The following is a 16279-nucleotide window of genomic DNA, read 5'->3' on the forward strand; positions in this document are numbered from 1 at the left end:
GCATAGTGTTTCTATACCTGACCATCTGACCATGAGTTCTCGTTACACTCCAAAGCGCCTCTCTGAGTATCACGGTACCCTCGTGTCTATTCTGCTAGATGGTCCTAATCAGTTCACGTCATTCGACGACGCTCCTGTAGACCAGCAAAAAGCCCTTCGAGAAGCGTTTGAAGTACTGCAGGATACCTTTCCACTGGTGGAGAATAAGCTCAAAGACGAGTATCTTGCGGCGATACTCCGGGAACTCCTTCGGATGGCTTACGAATTCTTTTCGAACGGGGACGAAAGGAATGGCGCGTATGCGCTTCAGGAATTTGAGGGAAGCGTCTGGCCGAGCAGGAATGTGCCTCCTAGGCATGCTCCCGACGCCGAGCTTCGAGCACATGGGGCGTTGAAACGATATGCAGGTGTGACTCCGAATCCGTATCCATACCGGGGCAGCATTGAAGATATGGGTGAATCCCAGCGCCAATTGTTCAACGCTGTGCTGAGTACATATGAAGAAGGTGGCGATACCCTACAGCCTGGGAAAGAGCATAACTGGTTACTTGGCCCAGATGCGATAGCGCGAAAATTTAATGAGCGCTCAAGGAAAGCTGCGACGGCACGATTCACGCAAGAGCTATCGACACGTACGTCTCTGGCGGCATTGCGCGCTACCAATGTACTTGGCACCTTGCTGATATTTGACATTGAAGAACCTCACCGCCCGCGCATTTCAATTAGAGGAAAGCCAGAGGCATTCAAAGCCGGAAGCCCGAACTTCATTATCGAAGAAGCAAACTGGGCCGCGAAATCAACTATCTGACGCAAAGCCTTCTTGCGTTTCGAAGCTCATCTCTTTAGGTGCCAGATATCCCCACCGGCAAGCCGGCCGGCGTACCGTGCGTACAACTGGGCGAGGACATGCGCTGCAAGATCTTCGGCCAGCCCGAACGCCCGGACTTCTGCGCCGGCTTGCAGCCTTCCGTGGAGATGTGTGGAGAGAATCGCGGTCAGGCCATCGCCTGGCTCAGTGAACTGGAGACGCTGACAGCGCCGGGCAGCCAAGCTGGCCGGCGAGGGGAGATCACCTGAAGCGGGAGGCCTGTCTTCTAGAAGGCTTCCTCGCGCCGCCGTCGGGCTTCTTCGCGGATATCCTCGATGAGCCGGCGGGTATCCACCTTTTCCTTGAGGTGTGCGGCATGGGCTTCACGGCTGATGGGAGCGATGGTGGTCAGCTCCTTCAGATCGGCAGTACTTTCTTCGTGTCGATGATGCACCGCTGCTCCTGAATCGATAGGGGGAGGGAGGAACTCTGCCTTTGTACCACGGATCGGGCGCATCTGGCGAGTTTGGCATCAAATGACAGCGGATGCCGGTCCGATACGCCCCGTTTCGGTGCTTACGGGAAAATCTCCGCCAGCCGCTCGCTGGGACGCACCAGCATCGTGCCTTTCGGTGCCACCACGATCGGGCGGTTGATCAGGACGGGGTGTTCCAGCATCGCATCGATCAACTGGGCGTCGGTCACGCCGTCCGCATCCAGCCCCAGTTCCTTGAACAGCGCTTCCTTGCTGCGCACCACCTCGCGCACCGGCACGCCCATGTCCTTGAGGATGCCTTCAAGCGTGGCGCGGTCGGGCGGATTCTTCAGATATTCAATGATGGTCGGTTCGACGTCGCCGTCGCGCAGCCCTTGCAGGACATTGCGTGAGGTACCGCACTTGGGGTTGTGATAGATCGTGATGCCGGTGTTCTTGCTCATATCGTCAGGCGAGGAAGGGAATAAAAAGCCATGTTAGCGCGCATTCCTGACAGCAAAATGTAAGTTTTGTCACCCTGCTAAGGTAAAATCCGATTTTGTTGCAGCGCACCGAGTGCACTTTTTGCAGCCGGGTGTGGTCGAAAGGCCGCTTTATGGCGACGCCAGCCATCCCGGACGGACCTTCGCTGTCACTTTTGCAGGGTTTGCCCCTGGCCGGGACGGAAAAAAGGCCATTTGCTTCATGTTGTAGCGGCTTATTGCGTTCCGATGGCCGGATTGCCGGGCTTTCGGGCCTGAAAGCTGCCATTTCCTTCATTTCGTTCATTTCCCGTCAACCCCACATCAACAGCCACCCACAGCACCCGTATGGATACTCTCCTCGCGCTCAAGGCGCTCATCATGGGCATCGTCGAAGGCCTGACCGAATTCCTGCCCATTTCCTCCACCGGCCACCTGATCCTGGCCAACAGCCTGCTGCAATTCACCGGTCCCGATTTTTCCAAGGAGAAGGCCGACGTTTTCGAGATCGTCATCCAGGCCGGTGCCATCCTGGCGGTGTGCTGGGAGTATCGGGTCCGCATCGCCACCGTGCTGACCGGCATGTTCACCGACCGCAAGGCCCAGCGCCTGGTGATCAACCTGATCGTGGCCTTCCTGCCGGCGGCCATTCTCGGCTTCCTGTTCAGCCGCCGCATCAAGGAAGTGCTGTTCAACCCGGTCTCGGTGGCCATCGCCTTCATCGTCGGCGGCCTCATCATCCTGTGGGTGGAACGCCGCAACAAGGACCGCATGAGCATGGCCTCGGCGCGCGTCGAAACGGTGGATGACATGACCCCGCTGGATGCCCTGAAAGTCGGCATCGCCCAGGCCTTCGCGTTGATCCCCGGCACCAGCCGCTCGGGTGCCACCATCATCGGCGGCATGATGTTCGGCCTGTCACGCAAGGCGGCGACCGAATTCTCCTTCTTCCTGGCCATCCCGACCCTGTTCGCTGCCACCATCTATTCGCTCTACAAGGAGCGCGCCCTGCTGTCGGCCGCCGACGTGCCGCTGTTTACCGTGGGCACCGTGGCCGCCTTCGTCTCGGCCTTCCTGTGCGTGCGCTGGCTGCTGCGCTACATCAGCTCGCATGATTTCACCATCTTCGCCTGGTATCGCATCGTCTTCGGCATCATCGTCCTGGTGACCGCTTATACGGGCGCCGTCGCCTGGGTGGAGTAACCCCCTCTGCCTGATGCCCGTGCATGGACTGTGCGGGCGTCAGGCGCCTGTCAGCCAGCGCCCTGGCGGGCGCGGTACACTGCAGCACCCGTGGCCGGCCTCGCTGCCGGCGGCGGTTTATAACTTCCTTTTCGCCAACTCCCTTCAGAGCACACCCCATGGCCAACGTCTGCAGCGCCGGGCTTGATATCGGCTTTGCCTCCCTCAGTTACGCGCAGATCGGTTTCCTCGGCATCGTCCAGGGCATCACCGAACTGCTCCCCATTTCCTCGACCGCCCACATGCGCGTGGTGCCGGCCTTCCTCGGCTGGCATGATCCCGGCTCGGCCTTCTCCGCGGCCATGCAGCTGGCGGCCCTGGCTGCCGTCATCAGTTATTTCCGGCGCGACGTGAGCGCCGTCACCGGCGGCAGCCTGGCGGCCTGGCGCCGCCGCGATTTCAGCGATCCCATGTTCAAGCTGGCCGTGGCCATCATCCTGGCCACCATCCCGATCGGCATTGCCGGGCTGGCCTTGTCGCATGTCCTGAACGCCTGCGGCTCGCCGCTGCGCAGCCTGACCGTGATCGGCTGGTCCTGCATCGTCATGGCGGTGCTGCTGGCGATCTCTGAAATGGTCTGCCGCCATCGCCGCAGCGTCGACCAGATGCGCCTGCGCGATGCCTTGATCGTCGGACTGGCCCAGGTGGGTGCGCTGATCCCGGGCGTCTCGCGTTCCGGCTCCACGCTCACGGCCGCGCTGTTCCTGAACTTCCGTCGTGAAGAAGCGGCGCGCTTTTCCTTCCTGCTGGGCTTGCCTGCCATCGCCCTGGCCGGACTGAAGGAACTGGCGGTCTTGCTGCATGCGCATATCCCGCTGGAAGCCTGGGGCGTGCTGCTGTTCGGGCTGGCCGTGGCGAGCGTGTCGGCCTTCGCCGCCATCTGGGGGTTGATGAAATTCCTGGAGCGTTTCTCGACATGGCCCTTCATCGTCTATCGAGCTGCACTGGGTGTTTTCCTGCTGCTGGCGGTGTCGCGAGGCTGGCTGCAATAAAATAGCGCCTTCGCTACGCAGCAGCTTCAGGTTTTTTCATGGTCGATTTCGATTCCCTGCCTCCCGGTGCCACCCAGCAAGAACGTGCTTTGCACGTGCTGGAAACGGTATTCGGCTACTCGTCCTTCCGCGGTCACCAGGGCGAGATCGTCCAGCACGTCGCCGGCGGCGGGGATGCCCTTGTCCTCATGCCCACCGGCGGCGGCAAGTCGCTCTGCTACCAGGTGCCGGCGCTGCTGCGCGAGGGTACCGGCGTGGTGGTCTCGCCGCTGATCGCGCTGATGCAGGACCAGGTCGATGCACTGGCCGAAGTCGGCGTGCGGGCCGCTTTCCTCAATTCCACCCAGAGTTTCGACGAAGCGCTGCAGATCGAGCGCCGCCTGCGCCAGGGCGACCTGGACCTGCTCTACGTCGCCCCCGAGCGCCTGATGACGCCGCGCTGCCTGGACCTGCTGGAGTCGGCCCGCATCTCGCTCTTCGCCATCGATGAGGCGCATTGCGTCTCGCAATGGGGCCACGATTTCCGTCCGGAATACATCAAGCTCTCGATCCTGCACGAGCGCTTCCCGCAGGTCCCGCGCATTGCGCTGACGGCCACCGCCGACCAGCAGACCCGCGAAGAAATCATCCATCGCCTGCAACTGGAAGATGCGCGCCAGTTCGTCTCGTCCTTCGATCGTCCCAACATCCGTTACCAGATCGTGGAAAAGGCCAATGGCCGCAAGCAGTTGCTGGACTTCATCAAGAACGAACACCCGGAAGACGCCGGCATCGTCTACTGCCTCTCGCGCAAGAAAGTCGAAGAGACGGCCGAGTTCCTGCGTGGCGAAGGCCTCAATGCGCTGGCCTATCACGCCGGCATGGACTACGCGCTGCGCACCAAAAATCAGGCGCGCTTCCTGCGCGAAGACAAGATCGTGATGGTCGCCACCATCGCCTTCGGCATGGGCATCGACAAGCCCGACGTGCGCTTCGTCTGCCATCTCGATTTGCCCAAGAGCGTGGAAGGCTACTACCAGGAAACCGGCCGCGCCGGCCGTGACGGCCTGCCAGCCGACGCCTGGATGGCCTACGGCCTGCAGGACGTGGTGCAGCAGCGCCGCATGATCGACGAATCCGAAGCCGACGAAACCTTCAAGCGCGTGCTCGGCACCAAGCTCGATGCCATGCTCTCCCTGTGCGAGACGCTGCACTGCCGGCGCGTGCACCTGCTCGATTACTTCGGCGAGAAGTCCAGCCCCTGCGGCAATTGCGATACCTGCCTCACGCCCCCGGTCTCGTTCGATGCCACGGTTGAGGTACAGAAGCTGCTCTCCACCGTCTATCGCGTCGAACAGCGCTTTGCCCCCGGCCACGTGATCGAGGTCTTGCGCGGCATCGATGGCGAGCGCGTCAAGCAATGGCGTCATGATCAACTTTCGGTCTTTGGCGTGGGCAGCGATCGCGGTGAGGCGGAATGGCGCGCCATCCTGCGCCAGGTGATCGCGCTGGGGTTGCTGACGGTGGATGCCGAGAACTACAGCGCCCTCAAGCTCACCGAGGCCGCGCGCCCGGTGTTGCGCGGAGAACAGCAGGTGCAACTGCGCCGCTATCGCAAGCCCGAAAAAGCCAAGCGCAGCTCGCAGCGCTCCAGCTTCGTCGAGACCGATCTCAGCAGCGACGAGCAGGCACTCTTCGAGAAGCTGCGCTGGTGGCGGATGGAAACCGCGCGCACACACAACGTGCCGGCCTACGTCATCTTCCACGATGCCACCATGCGCGAGATCGCCAAGGCCCGGCCGCAATCGCTGGACGACCTGCGCCACGTCACCGGTGTGGGCGAGAAGAAGCTGGAAACCTATGGTGCCCAGATCATCGACCTGATTGCCGGCATGGAGTCGGCCGACGCATGACGGGCCGATGACGGAAACTCATCGATTCTCTTCAAATCTCTTCACTTCCTGCGCCATCCGCACCAGCGCTGTGCAGCGCCGGGCGGGCATTTGCGGCCGACGTTGCCGCTGTAATACAACTTTCCTTCATACGGCACTTTTACCGGCCTCTTCCCTGATTTGCGGCCTTTGCTTGGCGATATGATCGAACACGGGAAATCGCGTTCAACACCAACGAAGGTGAGCCGGGGGCTACATGAAACTCAATGATCTGAAGATAGGCGTGCGCCTGGGCATGCTGTCGGCACTGTTGCTGGCAGCCATCGCTTTCATCGGCATACGGGGTGTGATGGTGGTCGGGGAAATCTACGGCCAGGGGGCGCAGGGCATGGAGACGGGAGCCCTCATCGAGCAATCGGTCGATGCCGCCCGCAGTGCGCAGGTGCAATTCAAGATCCAGGTGCAGGAGTGGAAGAACACCTTGCTGCGCGGCAAGGATCCCGCTGCCTTCAACAAATACCGCCAGGCCTTCATCGATGAAAGCGCCGCCACCCAGAAGCAGCTCAAGACCCTGGAAGCGCTGATGCCGCGTATCGGCATGGATGCCGAGCCTGCGCGCAAGGCGCAGCAGGCCCATGCCGAGCTGCTCAATCGTTATCTGGAAGCGCTCAAGCTCTACGCCTCCGACGATCCTGCCTCGGTGGCGCGGGTGGATGAACAGGTCAAGGGTGTGGATCGCGTGCCGACCAAGATGATCGATGACATCGTCGTCGCCGTGCTGGACCACAGCCGCAAGACGCGTGACGCCATCAATGCCGACAGCCTCTTCGACTACCAGCAGGCGCGCTTGCTGCTGCTGGTCTCGATCGGCCTGTCGCTGCTGGTGGGCCTGGCTATCACCTGGACGCTGGTGCGCAGCATCGTGCGCCCGCTGGGCGAAGCGGTGCAGATTGCGCAGACGGTAGCGGCGGGCGATCTGCGCTCACAGGTCGTCATTCACGGCAAGGATGAGACGGCGCAACTGCTGCGCTCGTTGAAAGAGATGAACGACAACCTGGCCGGCATCGTTTCTGAAGTGCGCAGCGGCATCGTTTCTGAAGTGCGCAGCGGCACCGGTGCGATTACCGTGGCGGCGACCGAGATTGCCAGCGGCAACAAGGACTTGTCGGAGCGCACCGAAGAGCAGGCCGGTTCGCTCGAAGAGACTGCCGCCTCGATGGAAGAGATCACCTCCACCGTGCAGAAGAACGCCGAGAACACGCACCAGGCGCATCAACTGGCCGATGAGGCATCGGGCGTGGCGCGCAAGGGCGGCGACATGGTCGGTGCGGTGGTGCAAACCATGCAGGCCATCGAGGAGAGTTCGCATCGCATCGTCGAGATCATCAGCGTCATCGACGGCATTGCCTTCCAGACCAACATCCTTGCGCTCAATGCCGCCGTGGAAGCCGCGCGCGCCGGCGAGCAGGGGCGCGGGTTTGCGGTGGTGGCTTCGGAGGTGCGCAGCCTGGCCCAGCGCAGCGCCACGGCCGCGCGCGAGATCAAGGAGCTGATCGACGATTCGGTCGGCAAGATCAATGCCGGCTCGGCCCTGGTCAGCGGTGCAGGCGGCACCATGGAAGACATCATCACGGCCATCCAGAAAGTGGCGGCGATCATGGATGACATCAACGTCGCCAACCGCGAGCAGAGCGCGGGCATCGATGAAGTCAACAAGGCGGTGGTGCAGATGGACAGCGTGACGCAGCAGAATGCGGCACTGGTGGAAGAAGCTGCTGCGGCGGCGGAGAGCCTGCAGTTCCAGGCGGAATCGCTGTCACGCGCGGTGGCGGTCTTCAAGCTTCAGTGAGGCCGTCGCAGAAATGACAATGGCATGCCTTGGGGCATGCCATCGGAGCGATCTTTAAGTGATCACCGCGGGTGATCGCTTTCATTCATCACCTGTCGCATGCACGATTGCGCGTTGAATCATGCATGCAGCGCGCGTATTCAGGCGCGCTTTTCAAACACCAGATCCCACACGCCGTGACCGAGGCGCAGGCCACGGTTTTCGAACTTGGTGGTATCGCGGTATTCGGGGCGCGGCACGTAGCCGGAGGGATCGGTGGCGGTGTTCTTCAGGGTGGGTTCAGCCGACAGCACTTCCAGCATCTGGATGGCGTATTCCTCCCAGTCGGTGGCGCAGTGGAGATAGCCGCCGGGGGCCAGGCGCGAGCTGATCAGTTGCACCAGGGGCGACTGGATCAGGCGGCGCTTGTTGTGGCGCGCCTTGTGCCAGGGATCGGGGAAGAACACGTGCACGCCGGCGAGCGACTCGGGGGCGATCATGTTGGTGAGTACTTCGACGGCATCGTGCTGGATGATGCGCACGTTGTCCAGGTTGCCTTCGCCGATCAGCTTGAGGTAGCTGCCGACGCCGGGGGTATGGACTTCGACGCCGATGAAGTTTTTCTCGGGCAAGAGGGCCGAGATCTTGGCGCTGGTTTCGCCCATGCCGAAGCCGATTTCGAGGATGGTCGGAGCCTGGCGACCGAAGGTGACAGCCAGGTCCAGCGGGGCCTTGTCGTAGGGGACCAGGAAGCGCGGACCCAGTTCTTCCAGCGCGCGTCCTTGCGCGACCGACACGCGCCCGGCGCGGGTGACGAAACTGCGGATGCGGCGCTCGCTGGGATCATAGAACAGCGGCTTGCCGGATTTGTTTTCAGACATGGATGACTCGAAGCAATTGAGGCGCGGCCCGCAAAGTCGCACCGGTCAGGGACGGGCGAACAGGGCCGCAGGGAAGCGATCTGGAGCGGGTGAAGGGGATCGAACCCTCGTCTTAAGCTTGGGAAGCTTCTGCTCTACCATTGAGCTACACCCGCGAGACCGAGTATTTTACGCGGGATTGTCCTGCTCCGGCAAACCGGGCCTTTGGGACAGGAGCAGCCGGGATGGGCGATGGATGTTGTCAGCGCGTTGCCACATCCCGGAAAATTCAGTCTCCGGCTTGCTTATTCTGCTCCTTGGCCTCCCGCGCCTTCCTCTCCTTGGCATATTTCTCGGACATCTTGCGCCATTGATTCAGTTGCCGAAAATAAGTCCGTTTGACGCTGACCTCCGATAGCGGCTGTATGCCACGAATCGGACTGACGGGAGGGACGCGACGTTCACTCATGATGCCTGGCTCCTGCTGGGGGATGTTTGTTCGCGGTATCTTACTCCCGGGATGGTCCGGTGTCCTTCGCAAGAACAAATGCGTCAGTCCCCCTCAGGCAACAACCCATGCTCCACCATCGCATTGCGCGCTGCTCCTCCCCAAACATCGTCAGAAACGCCCACTCTGTCGCACCGGGCGCAGCCCTGGTGCCGACCGAGCAGAAATGCGCGGCGTAATCCTGAATGGCCTACTGACGAAGATTCAGGACGACCAGAATGTCAAAGCGATTCTTCGACATCGGGTTTTTCAAGAGCAACTTCAGCAGAAGAGGGCTGATGCAGAAACGGCGTAGCGGCTAAGTCGTGAAGTTGGAAATTCTCACCTCTATTCGACTTAACCATCAAAGAGCTGATTCAATATGTCGGCGCAGAGAGCCAGATGACTCGTGCAATTAGGCGAGACCACATGAACACCGTGAGCAAACCGGTTTCTGAGTGGTGGAATTGTTTTTACCAGTCGTGCTGATAGGTCATCTTCCTCCCTGAAGCTTGGACTGTACCTGAAGCGGCGCGAGCACAACCAGCCTTTATCGATTGCTAGCGAAAGCAAATTCTTCAACATCAATCGGCGTCCGGATCCTTCCCGTAGACGTAATCCAAACTCAATCAGCACAAAGCACTTGGCTTGCACCTCAGGCGCAAGCGAGTAGCAATAATACGAATACAGCGCCATATTCCGCACGACGTTGTACTGACTTTTGATCTCATCGGGAACCTGCTCGTTTAATTCAAACGAGGAGACCACAGTATGTAGCTTCTCCAGATCAATAATATTTCCCGTTAGCTGAGCAAGTAAGGTGTGTCTTTCGTCGATCACGGTCAGGTCATTCAATGATTTCAGTTTTTCCATGAAAGACCAATCTGGGTTTTGGAAAAAGTGCCGCGCATGTGGAAACATGTTTGTGAAACAAGAACGTGCTTCTTCCGATCATCTCTGTCTGTAACTTCTACTTCCAGAGTCATCCAGGCAGTACTGCCCTCCTCGCGGACCAGTGCAGTACTGGTGGCTGCGACAAGAGCACGAATTCGTTCCCTGTATAGCAGGTTGAAAGCCCTGCGCTTGATCGAAAGAACATACTTTCTTTGATTTACTAATGGAGCCGTCAACGCAGATAAAGTCAGGTCCAGCACAATGTGAGACCCCGCCCTTTTTCCCCGAACAAGGGTAGTTCACGGCTAATGCGTCCAGTGACACGAAGAGTAAGATTGCTGCCAAAAATTGAAAATGTTGCATGAATTTCCGATCAGCCATCTTGTTTGGCGATCGCAGCTGACGCATCTGCACTAGGCGAATGCGTCCGAAAGGTTGCCGTGATTGTCTCTACGCGTCTTTGCTGTCGACATATGAGATGGCGACAGCTTTCAACTGATCTGCATATTTGTAGATGTCAGCAATATCGGACAACGAGACTTTCTCTTCTTCTTTGCCATTGAATAGGCCAAGAACCAATCTAGATGTGTTATTGAATCGCAGGCGGCAAAGCGGCTTTCGGTTATTGTCATCGAACAAGATCGCACAATAAGATTGAGCATCACGCATCACAACTTTTCGTGGGTCTATTACTTCACGAAGAATGGCGCGTACGATATGGAAGCCCTCGATTTCTTCCTCTGTCGTTACGATATCTGATGTCTCGGCGTCCGGTGCCAGCGCTGAAATGAGCGGTTCATCGTTTCTCAAAGATGCATCCGGGGCCATCGCAACTTTTAATCTCTCATTGATTCGGTCACTGATCAGTTGCTGAAACGCCCTTCGTGTGATGTGCGCAAACTGCTCCTTGATGGCTGGTGTGAAGCGCTTCCCTGCCAAAAGATCTCCTGAGACCAGTCGTACGAAGTCTTCTGATGGGTTGTTTAGCCAATCGGCTAAAACATTTTGTATCGAACGTGTGTACTTCAATTCATTGGCGGTGGTCAGAATCTGGTCTACATCGAAAGCAGATTTCGTAAATTTCTTCAGTTCCTCAACGTCCTGATCTTTGAAATCGAGAATGTTGAACTTGTGATATTGCATGAGATTCTGACCCGGTCTTTGCACTTAATATTGACCCGTCTCAACTGCAGCTAGTTTGAAGATCCTTTGCCAGTGTTCCTCCCTTTCTCTCGCGTGGAACTGTTTTTGAAACGATAGCTGTCGTTCCCCGTTTCCACAATGTGGCAGTGGTGCGTAAGCCGATCGAGAAGAGCTGTCGTCATCTTCGGGTCTCCAAAGACAGCGCCCCATTCGCCGAAGCCGAGGTTCGTCGTAATAATCAAGCTTGTTCGCTCATACAGCTTGCTGATGAGATGGAAAAGCAGAGCCCCTCCGCTCTGACTAAATGGAAGGTATCCAAGCTCATCAAGAATAACCAGATCGGTGTGCGTCAGCCTGACCGCCAAATGGCCAGCCTTCCCTTGAAGTTTCTCCTGCTCCAGCTGGTTGACAAGCTCGATTGTGGAAAAGTATCGGACGCGGGCATCGTGATGTTCGATTGCCTGAATTCCAACTGCACTGGCCAGATGGGTTTTCCCAGTTCCAGGGCCACCAACAAAGACGATGTTTTGGCCGGTTTCAAGGAAGGAGCAAGTATGCAAACTTCTGACCAATGCCTCGTTCACATCGCTGACACTGAAGTCAAAGCCATTAAGATCACGGTAAGCTGGAAATTTCGCCACCTTCTGTTGATTTGCTCGCCGATTTGACCCTCTCTAACTGACCCGCCTTCCAGTGCCTGCTAAAGGCCGCCACACGGTCATACGACCCCTCATAACCAAGCTCCCTTAACTCCAGGAACATCTGTTTCAGGGTCCGTCTTTGCTTACGGGATTTGACCAACTCTGAGCTCAGCCACGCGGAAAGCCTGGGGGCATATGCATCCAAAGAGCTCGGTGAATGCCTGCTGGCATAGGAAGGTTCGATCGCCTCTGATCGAATGTAGCGACGAACCGTGTTTCGGGAAATGTCCAACCTGCGGGCGATTTCCCGGATCGAGACGCGATCTCTGATGTACCAGCGTCGAATGATTCCAAGTAGGGCCACGTCTATCACTCCGTTCTCCCGCTCGATGTCATGAGCAGGATTGTGGTCTAAACATGGGTCAACTTAGGATGCAAATTTCCGGGGAAACTGGGTCAGTTTTCAATGCAAATCAACAAAAAGGCAATTGGGTGAAACTTACTCATGGACTTTCGCCGAATCGTTCGAGATCAGGCCAGTTCGCGAAAATGCGTAGGCCAAAATCAAATTGCGTGTTGCTGCAGTCTCGACCTTGATTTTTTCTCTTAGGTTCTGATCGAGGATCTCGTTTTTTAGTCGAGCTAATGTTGCATCCATTCCTTCGGTAGTTTTTCCTTTTCCTAAAAATGTAATCTCGACCAAAAAATCATTGCCATCTTTGGCTATGACGCTGGACAGTACATCGCTGAGGCGATAGCACCCTTTCTCGATGGCCAGGACGCTATATATTGCCGCATCAAATTTCAGCGTGGTCACAGTCATTGCAAACTCTCATGAGTTGATTGTGCATATAGCTTTCGACGTGCAACAACAACAGGCACCTTCCGGTGCCCGTGCATTGAAAATCCAAAGAAATAAAACGTGCTCGAGAAACAGCCTTAGGAGCCAGACCTGTGGCTGGAATGTGAGCTATGACTCGAATGACTTGAATGTGACTGATGGTAAGCCAAGACCTGCCCTGTATCACTGCGGGTCATACGCAGAGCATGGGCCTCCCCATTTTTGACGTAACGAACGACGTCACTTGCACCTGCGCTATGTGCAGAATGATCTTTTGCCTGATCGTTGTTATCTTTGGATGGAGTCGCCTTTGCTGCGATGGGAGCTAAAGCAGCAGATGCGATTGCGATGGGAACCAGAAATCCGAAGTTTTTTTTCATTATTTTCTCGAGTTGGATGAGGCGGTTGGCACCAAATCGGTTGTTTTAAAACGATTTCTTGGCGAAGATAAATCTCCGGACTTAACAAGTCAACTAATTCCGTAAAGTTAAAAAAATATTTGATTTCCAGTGAGAAATCTTTAGTCCATGAGTTATGCCCGACGAAGAGGCTTGCAACTTACACGAGGCTTAGCAATGCGGAATTTCCTTCAATTAACATCAGGCAACAACCCATGCGCCACCATCGCCCTGCGCGCCGTTTCCTCTCCGAACATGGTCAGAAACGCCCGCCCCGTGACGCCCGATGCAGTGCGCGCCCCCACGGCCCCCACATACACCGTGTAATTCTGAATGTCCGCCGGCAACGGCCCCACCAGCTTCGCCCCCTTGACCAGCAGAATCTCGCTCTGCTGATGCAATGCCAGAGCCGCACTTCCATCCACCAGTTTTTCTGCCACCAGTCCACCAGGCACCAGCACTTCCTTGGCGTGCATCTGACTGGCGATGCCAAGCCGTTCAAACAATTTTTCCAGATAGATGCCGCTCGACCCGCCGGCCTTGGGATCGATCACTGCGACGGAAGGCGCGTCGAGCAAGGCCTTCCTGAATTGCGCCACGGTAGCGATGGCAGGCGAGGACGCGCCTTGCCTGACCGCCACGGCAATCCCCACCCGTGCAATCGGCCGCTCGCTGGCCAGATTCAGATAGCCGTCCTTGCCCAGTCCACGCAACACGCCATCCGGTGCCACCACCACATCCGCCGCCGCACCCGATCGCACACGCTTGTCCACGACGCCGCCCGTGGCGTTGTCTACCGTGACGTGGATGCCGCTGCGCCGCTCGAAGTCGGTGGCCACCGTGCGCACGATGGGTGCGATGGCCCCGGCGGCGAGCACCCGAAGTTGGTCCGCACAAGCGGGCAGGGCAACGAAGGAAGAAAAAACGGAGAAGGTCGCAGCGAACAGCAGCGGAAGACGGAACGCACGCACGGTGACTCCAGGTGATGGAATACGGGGGACGGGAAAGGAGCGGCAGAAAAATACGTCGGCACCGATTATACGATGCGTGCAGAGGCCACGTTTGCGCCTGCCGGAGCGGCCCGCTGAGACGGCCAACCGCGCTTGATTATCGGTGATGAGGGTGATGAAGGATCTTGCTCAACCGCATCACCCGAACCTATCTGGGCGACCGCGACACCGCCCCCGTATCCCAATCCCCAAACGCCCGTGACCGCATCCCCGCATCCACCAGATAAGCCTTGACCAGCTTCAACAACACCAGTCCCGCCGCGAACAGCATCACCATCAACGCCACCAGCACCGCCGCCTCGCCCCACGCCGACAGACCCGGAGAGGCCCACGGCCAGCGCACCTGCCTGGCCTGCGCCGAGCGGATCGCCGCAAAGCACAGCCATCCCAGCATCGGCACAAACGGCAGCACCGCACGCCAGCGCAAGGACATGGGCCCGCAGAACACCAGCCAATAGCTGAAGAGGCCCAGCGGCAGCACGCCATGGCGCAAGGCACTCACCAGCGCCCCCGACGCATCCCCGCGTTGTCCGTGGATCATTCCGGTGTCCGACAACGCCGCCAGGAAAACGCACACGATCAGCGTCGCCAGCATCGCCGATTTCCGCGGCGAATCAGGGACCCCGCGTCGCTCGCGCACCAGCAGATGCACAAAGCATCCGCCACAGAGCAGCGCCGTCAGGACCGTGGTGCAGGCGGTATAGGTGGACAGCGAACGTGCCGCCAGCGTGGCCACCAGCAGCAGCACGCTGGCAGCGACGATGCCGCCTTCCATCCCCAGCCGCACGCGGCGATGGATGGGGAGCACATGGACGTGCTCCGTCACGGCCGACGACCTGGGAAGGAGAAGCGCGGGCGCAAGCGGCATGAGGACACTCCTCGTTGCCAGGAAGTGGCGGTCAGTTGGGGACGGGAAATCAGGCGGGGCAACATCCATCGAATTCTAAAGGCCGCACTCGCAAAAGAAATCAGTCCGTTTGGACTGAAATGCCTGATGCAGGATGTAAATTTTTACTGCTGGAATCGGTGCGCCAGCGCACCCAGTCCATTTGGACTGGTTCAATTCCGTGATCGTCTCACTTATAATTTTTTGCCCCATTTTCAGGGGAAGAGGCACGGGTTCGCGCCCTCATTTCACCGGCCGGCATGGGGGCATGCCGGTCCTTGCTTCCTTATCTGCGGAACTCTCATCGTCTATGTTGTTGCTCACCGGAAGTACCGGATTCATCGGCGGCGCGCTGGCCGCTCGTCTCATCCGCACGCCACGCTGGGAGCGCTCGCTGTTCCTGGTCAGGTCGGCCAATCGCAACGAAGGGCGCGCGCGCCTGGCGGCCAACCTGCGCCTGCACGGCGTGAGCGAGGACGAACTGCAGCGCCTGTCGCCTGACCAGATCCTGTGCGGCGACCTCACCGGGGTGGAGCGCTGGATCGATGATCCGCGCCTGCTGCAGGTCAGCGATGTGGTGAACTCGGCGGCCCTGGCCTCGTTCGGCAGCCATCGTTCCATCTTCCCCACCAACGTCGACGGCGTGCTCGCCATGGCGCACGGCCTCTCGCGCGGACGCCCGCTGCGGCGCTTCATACAGATCGGGACAGGGATGTCCTGCGGGCGCAATGCGCCGCGCCCGGTGTCGGAAGACTATTCTCCCGCCGATGACGTCGAGCACTACCTCGATTACACCGCCAGCAAGTACCAGGCCGAACAACGCCTGCGCACCGAACTGCCGGAGTTGCCGCTCGTCATCGCACGGCCGTCCATCGTGGTCGGCCATACCGAACTCGGATGCGCCGCCTCGGGCAGCATCTACTGGGTCTTCCGCCTGGCGCGCGCCTTGCAGGCCTTCCCCTGCGAGCTGGACCAGAAGATCGACGTGATCCCGGTGGACTATTGCGCCGAAGCCCTGCACCTGCTGCTGGAAAAACCGACCCTGAAATACGCGGCCTACAACATCTCGTCCGGCCCCAATCACGCCTGCACCTTCGGCGAAATCGATGAAGCCATCAGCGTCGGCACCGGTGAGGAAAAGATGTCACGCTACCGCCAGACCCACTACGACAGCTTCCTGCAGATGCAGGACCGCTTCCAGGACCTGATCGGTCCCTGCAACAAGCGCATCGTGTTGAAGGCGATTCGTTCGTATGGCTATTTTGCGGCGGAGGAAGTGCTGTTCGACAACCAGCGCCTGATCGAGGAGGGCATGCGGCCTCCGCAGCCGCTCACCGATTACGTGACCCTGTGCGAACGCACCAGCAAGGATATCCTCATCGCGCAGCAGATGAAGTACGACTACAAGACCTGAGCCTTCC

Annotated in this window: 18 protein-coding genes, 1 tRNA gene and 1 pseudogene; 7 read left to right on the top strand and 13 right to left on the bottom strand. The window is 58.7% G+C overall.

Going from position 1 to position 16279, the window contains the following annotated elements:
- Nucleotides 1–31 precede the first annotated feature (31 nt).
- Both E2K99_RS02855 and E2K99_RS02860 read left to right on the top strand, forming a co-directional pair.
- Nucleotides 32–808 (top strand): hypothetical protein, encoded by a 777-nt coding sequence (locus E2K99_RS02855; protein WP_134221286.1) that lies wholly within the window; start codon nucleotides 32–34, stop codon nucleotides 806–808.
- 38 nt (nucleotides 809–846) lie between these two features.
- Entirely contained in the window at nucleotides 847–1077 is a 231-nt protein-coding gene (locus E2K99_RS02860) for a YkgJ family cysteine cluster protein (RefSeq protein ID WP_134221287.1), read from the top strand.
- 17 nt (nucleotides 1078–1094) lie between these two features.
- On the opposite strand, the gene E2K99_RS25400 is transcribed toward E2K99_RS02860, so the two are convergent.
- Together E2K99_RS25400 and arsC are read right to left on the bottom strand one after the other, a co-directional pair.
- Entirely contained in the window at nucleotides 1095–1262 is a 168-nt protein-coding gene (locus tag E2K99_RS25400) for a hypothetical protein (protein ID WP_008325257.1), read from the bottom strand.
- A 122-nt stretch (nucleotides 1263–1384) separates the two neighbouring features.
- Nucleotides 1385–1747 (bottom strand): arsenate reductase (glutaredoxin), encoded by a 363-nt coding sequence (gene arsC / locus E2K99_RS02865; RefSeq protein ID WP_134221288.1) that lies wholly within the window; start codon nucleotides 1745–1747, stop codon nucleotides 1385–1387.
- Between the two features lie 366 nt (nucleotides 1748–2113).
- On the opposite strand from arsC, the gene E2K99_RS02870 reads away from it, so the two are divergent.
- The 4 genes from E2K99_RS02870 (at nucleotide 2114) to E2K99_RS02885 (ending at nucleotide 7719) form a co-directional block, all read left to right on the top strand.
- Nucleotides 2114–2968 carry an undecaprenyl-diphosphate phosphatase gene (locus tag E2K99_RS02870; protein WP_039789391.1) on the top strand — a complete coding sequence of 285 codons (855 nt, stop codon included), beginning with the start codon at nucleotides 2114–2116 and terminating at the stop codon, nucleotides 2966–2968.
- A 158-nt stretch (nucleotides 2969–3126) separates the two neighbouring features.
- Complete coding sequence (locus tag E2K99_RS02875; protein ID WP_088756520.1) at nucleotides 3127–3999, top strand: undecaprenyl-diphosphate phosphatase; 873 nt, start codon at nucleotides 3127–3129, stop codon at nucleotides 3997–3999.
- Nucleotides 4000–4037: 38 nt separating this feature from the next.
- Nucleotides 4038–5891: a DNA helicase RecQ gene (gene recQ, locus E2K99_RS02880; protein WP_134221289.1), complete on the top strand. Its 1854-nt coding sequence runs from the start codon at nucleotides 4038–4040 to the stop codon at nucleotides 5889–5891.
- A 235-nt stretch (nucleotides 5892–6126) separates the two neighbouring features.
- On the top strand, nucleotides 6127–7719 hold the full coding sequence (locus E2K99_RS02885) for a methyl-accepting chemotaxis protein (protein WP_134221290.1): 1593 nt from the start codon (nucleotides 6127–6129) through the stop codon (nucleotides 7717–7719).
- A 140-nt stretch (nucleotides 7720–7859) separates the two neighbouring features.
- Here the strand turns inward: E2K99_RS02885 and trmB are convergent, their stop codons facing one another.
- The 11 genes and pseudogenes from trmB to E2K99_RS26035 form a co-directional block, all read right to left on the bottom strand.
- A complete protein-coding gene (gene trmB / locus E2K99_RS02890) occupies nucleotides 7860–8579 on the bottom strand; it encodes a tRNA (guanosine(46)-N7)-methyltransferase TrmB (RefSeq protein WP_205703748.1) in 720 nt (239 codons plus the stop codon).
- 81 nt (nucleotides 8580–8660) lie between these two features.
- Nucleotides 8661–8734 (bottom strand) — tRNA-Gly (locus tag E2K99_RS02895).
- A gap of 113 nt (nucleotides 8735–8847) precedes the next feature.
- Nucleotides 8848–9027, bottom strand: a complete 180-nt coding sequence (locus tag E2K99_RS02900; RefSeq protein ID WP_134221291.1) for a hypothetical protein — start codon at nucleotides 9025–9027, stop codon at nucleotides 8848–8850.
- A gap of 375 nt (nucleotides 9028–9402) precedes the next feature.
- A complete protein-coding gene (locus tag E2K99_RS02905; RefSeq protein WP_134221292.1) occupies nucleotides 9403–9918 on the bottom strand; it encodes a hypothetical protein in 516 nt (171 codons plus the stop codon).
- 471 nt (nucleotides 9919–10389) lie between these two features.
- Entirely contained in the window at nucleotides 10390–11082 is a 693-nt protein-coding gene (locus E2K99_RS02915) for a hypothetical protein (protein WP_134221294.1), read from the bottom strand.
- A 50-nt stretch (nucleotides 11083–11132) separates the two neighbouring features.
- Nucleotides 11133–11738, bottom strand: a pseudogene (gene istB / locus E2K99_RS02920) (IS21-like element helper ATPase IstB); the annotation flags it as partial.
- Complete coding sequence (locus E2K99_RS02925; protein WP_420840864.1) at nucleotides 11698–12096, bottom strand: helix-turn-helix domain-containing protein; 399 nt, start codon at nucleotides 12094–12096, stop codon at nucleotides 11698–11700. The gene E2K99_RS02925 and the pseudogene istB, both read right to left, overlap by 41 nt.
- 126 nt (nucleotides 12097–12222) lie before the next feature.
- Nucleotides 12223–12546 (bottom strand): His-Xaa-Ser system protein HxsD, encoded by a 324-nt coding sequence (gene hxsD, locus E2K99_RS02930; protein WP_134221295.1) that lies wholly within the window; start codon nucleotides 12544–12546, stop codon nucleotides 12223–12225.
- A 116-nt stretch (nucleotides 12547–12662) separates the two neighbouring features.
- Nucleotides 12663–12944, bottom strand: coding sequence for a His-Xaa-Ser repeat protein HxsA2 (gene hxsA2, locus E2K99_RS26180; RefSeq protein ID WP_205703750.1), 282 nt, complete (start codon nucleotides 12942–12944; stop codon nucleotides 12663–12665).
- Between the two features lie 209 nt (nucleotides 12945–13153).
- Complete coding sequence (locus E2K99_RS02940) at nucleotides 13154–13933, bottom strand: molybdate ABC transporter substrate-binding protein (protein ID WP_240733841.1); 780 nt, start codon at nucleotides 13931–13933, stop codon at nucleotides 13154–13156.
- Nucleotides 13934–14120: 187 nt separating this feature from the next.
- A complete protein-coding gene (locus E2K99_RS26035; RefSeq protein ID WP_134221296.1) occupies nucleotides 14121–14780 on the bottom strand; it encodes a hypothetical protein in 660 nt (219 codons plus the stop codon).
- 388 nt (nucleotides 14781–15168) lie between these two features.
- Between E2K99_RS26035 and E2K99_RS02950 the strand changes: the two genes are divergently transcribed.
- Nucleotides 15169–16272, top strand: coding sequence for an SDR family oxidoreductase (locus E2K99_RS02950; protein WP_166675031.1), 1104 nt, complete (start codon nucleotides 15169–15171; stop codon nucleotides 16270–16272).
- Nucleotides 16273–16279 lie beyond the last annotated feature (7 nt).

Source organism: Herbaspirillum huttiense, assembly GCF_004367745.1.
Taxonomy (GTDB): domain Bacteria; phylum Pseudomonadota; class Gammaproteobacteria; order Burkholderiales; family Burkholderiaceae_D; genus Herbaspirillum; species Herbaspirillum huttiense.

What these genes read in the sequence shown, in the direction of transcription:
- arsC (WP_134221288.1), bottom strand. Translation starts at nt 1,747, where the DNA reads ATGAGCAAGAACACCGGCATCACGATCTATCACAACCCCAAGTGCGGT.
- hxsD (WP_134221295.1), bottom strand. Translation starts at nt 12,546, where the DNA reads ATGACTGTGACCACGCTGAAATTTGATGCGGCAATATATAGCGTCCTG.
- E2K99_RS02900 (WP_134221291.1), bottom strand. Translation starts at nt 9,027, where the DNA reads ATGAGTGAACGTCGCGTCCCTCCCGTCAGTCCGATTCGTGGCATACAG.
- E2K99_RS02950 (WP_166675031.1), top strand. Translation starts at nt 15,169, where the DNA reads ATGTTGTTGCTCACCGGAAGTACCGGATTCATCGGCGGCGCGCTGGCC.
- trmB (WP_205703748.1), bottom strand. Translation starts at nt 8,579, where the DNA reads ATGTCTGAAAACAAATCCGGCAAGCCGCTGTTCTATGATCCCAGCGAG.
- E2K99_RS02870 (WP_039789391.1), top strand. Translation starts at nt 2,114, where the DNA reads ATGGATACTCTCCTCGCGCTCAAGGCGCTCATCATGGGCATCGTCGAA.
- E2K99_RS02915 (WP_134221294.1), bottom strand. Translation starts at nt 11,082, where the DNA reads ATGCAATATCACAAGTTCAACATTCTCGATTTCAAAGATCAGGACGTT.
- E2K99_RS02855 (WP_134221286.1), top strand. Translation starts at nt 32, where the DNA reads ATGAGTTCTCGTTACACTCCAAAGCGCCTCTCTGAGTATCACGGTACC.
- E2K99_RS02875 (WP_088756520.1), top strand. Translation starts at nt 3,127, where the DNA reads ATGGCCAACGTCTGCAGCGCCGGGCTTGATATCGGCTTTGCCTCCCTC.
- recQ (WP_134221289.1), top strand. Translation starts at nt 4,038, where the DNA reads ATGGTCGATTTCGATTCCCTGCCTCCCGGTGCCACCCAGCAAGAACGT.
- E2K99_RS02905 (WP_134221292.1), bottom strand. Translation starts at nt 9,918, where the DNA reads ATGGAAAAACTGAAATCATTGAATGACCTGACCGTGATCGACGAAAGA.
- E2K99_RS02885 (WP_134221290.1), top strand. Translation starts at nt 6,127, where the DNA reads ATGAAACTCAATGATCTGAAGATAGGCGTGCGCCTGGGCATGCTGTCG.
- hxsA2 (WP_205703750.1), bottom strand. Translation starts at nt 12,944, where the DNA reads ATGAAAAAAAACTTCGGATTTCTGGTTCCCATCGCAATCGCATCTGCT.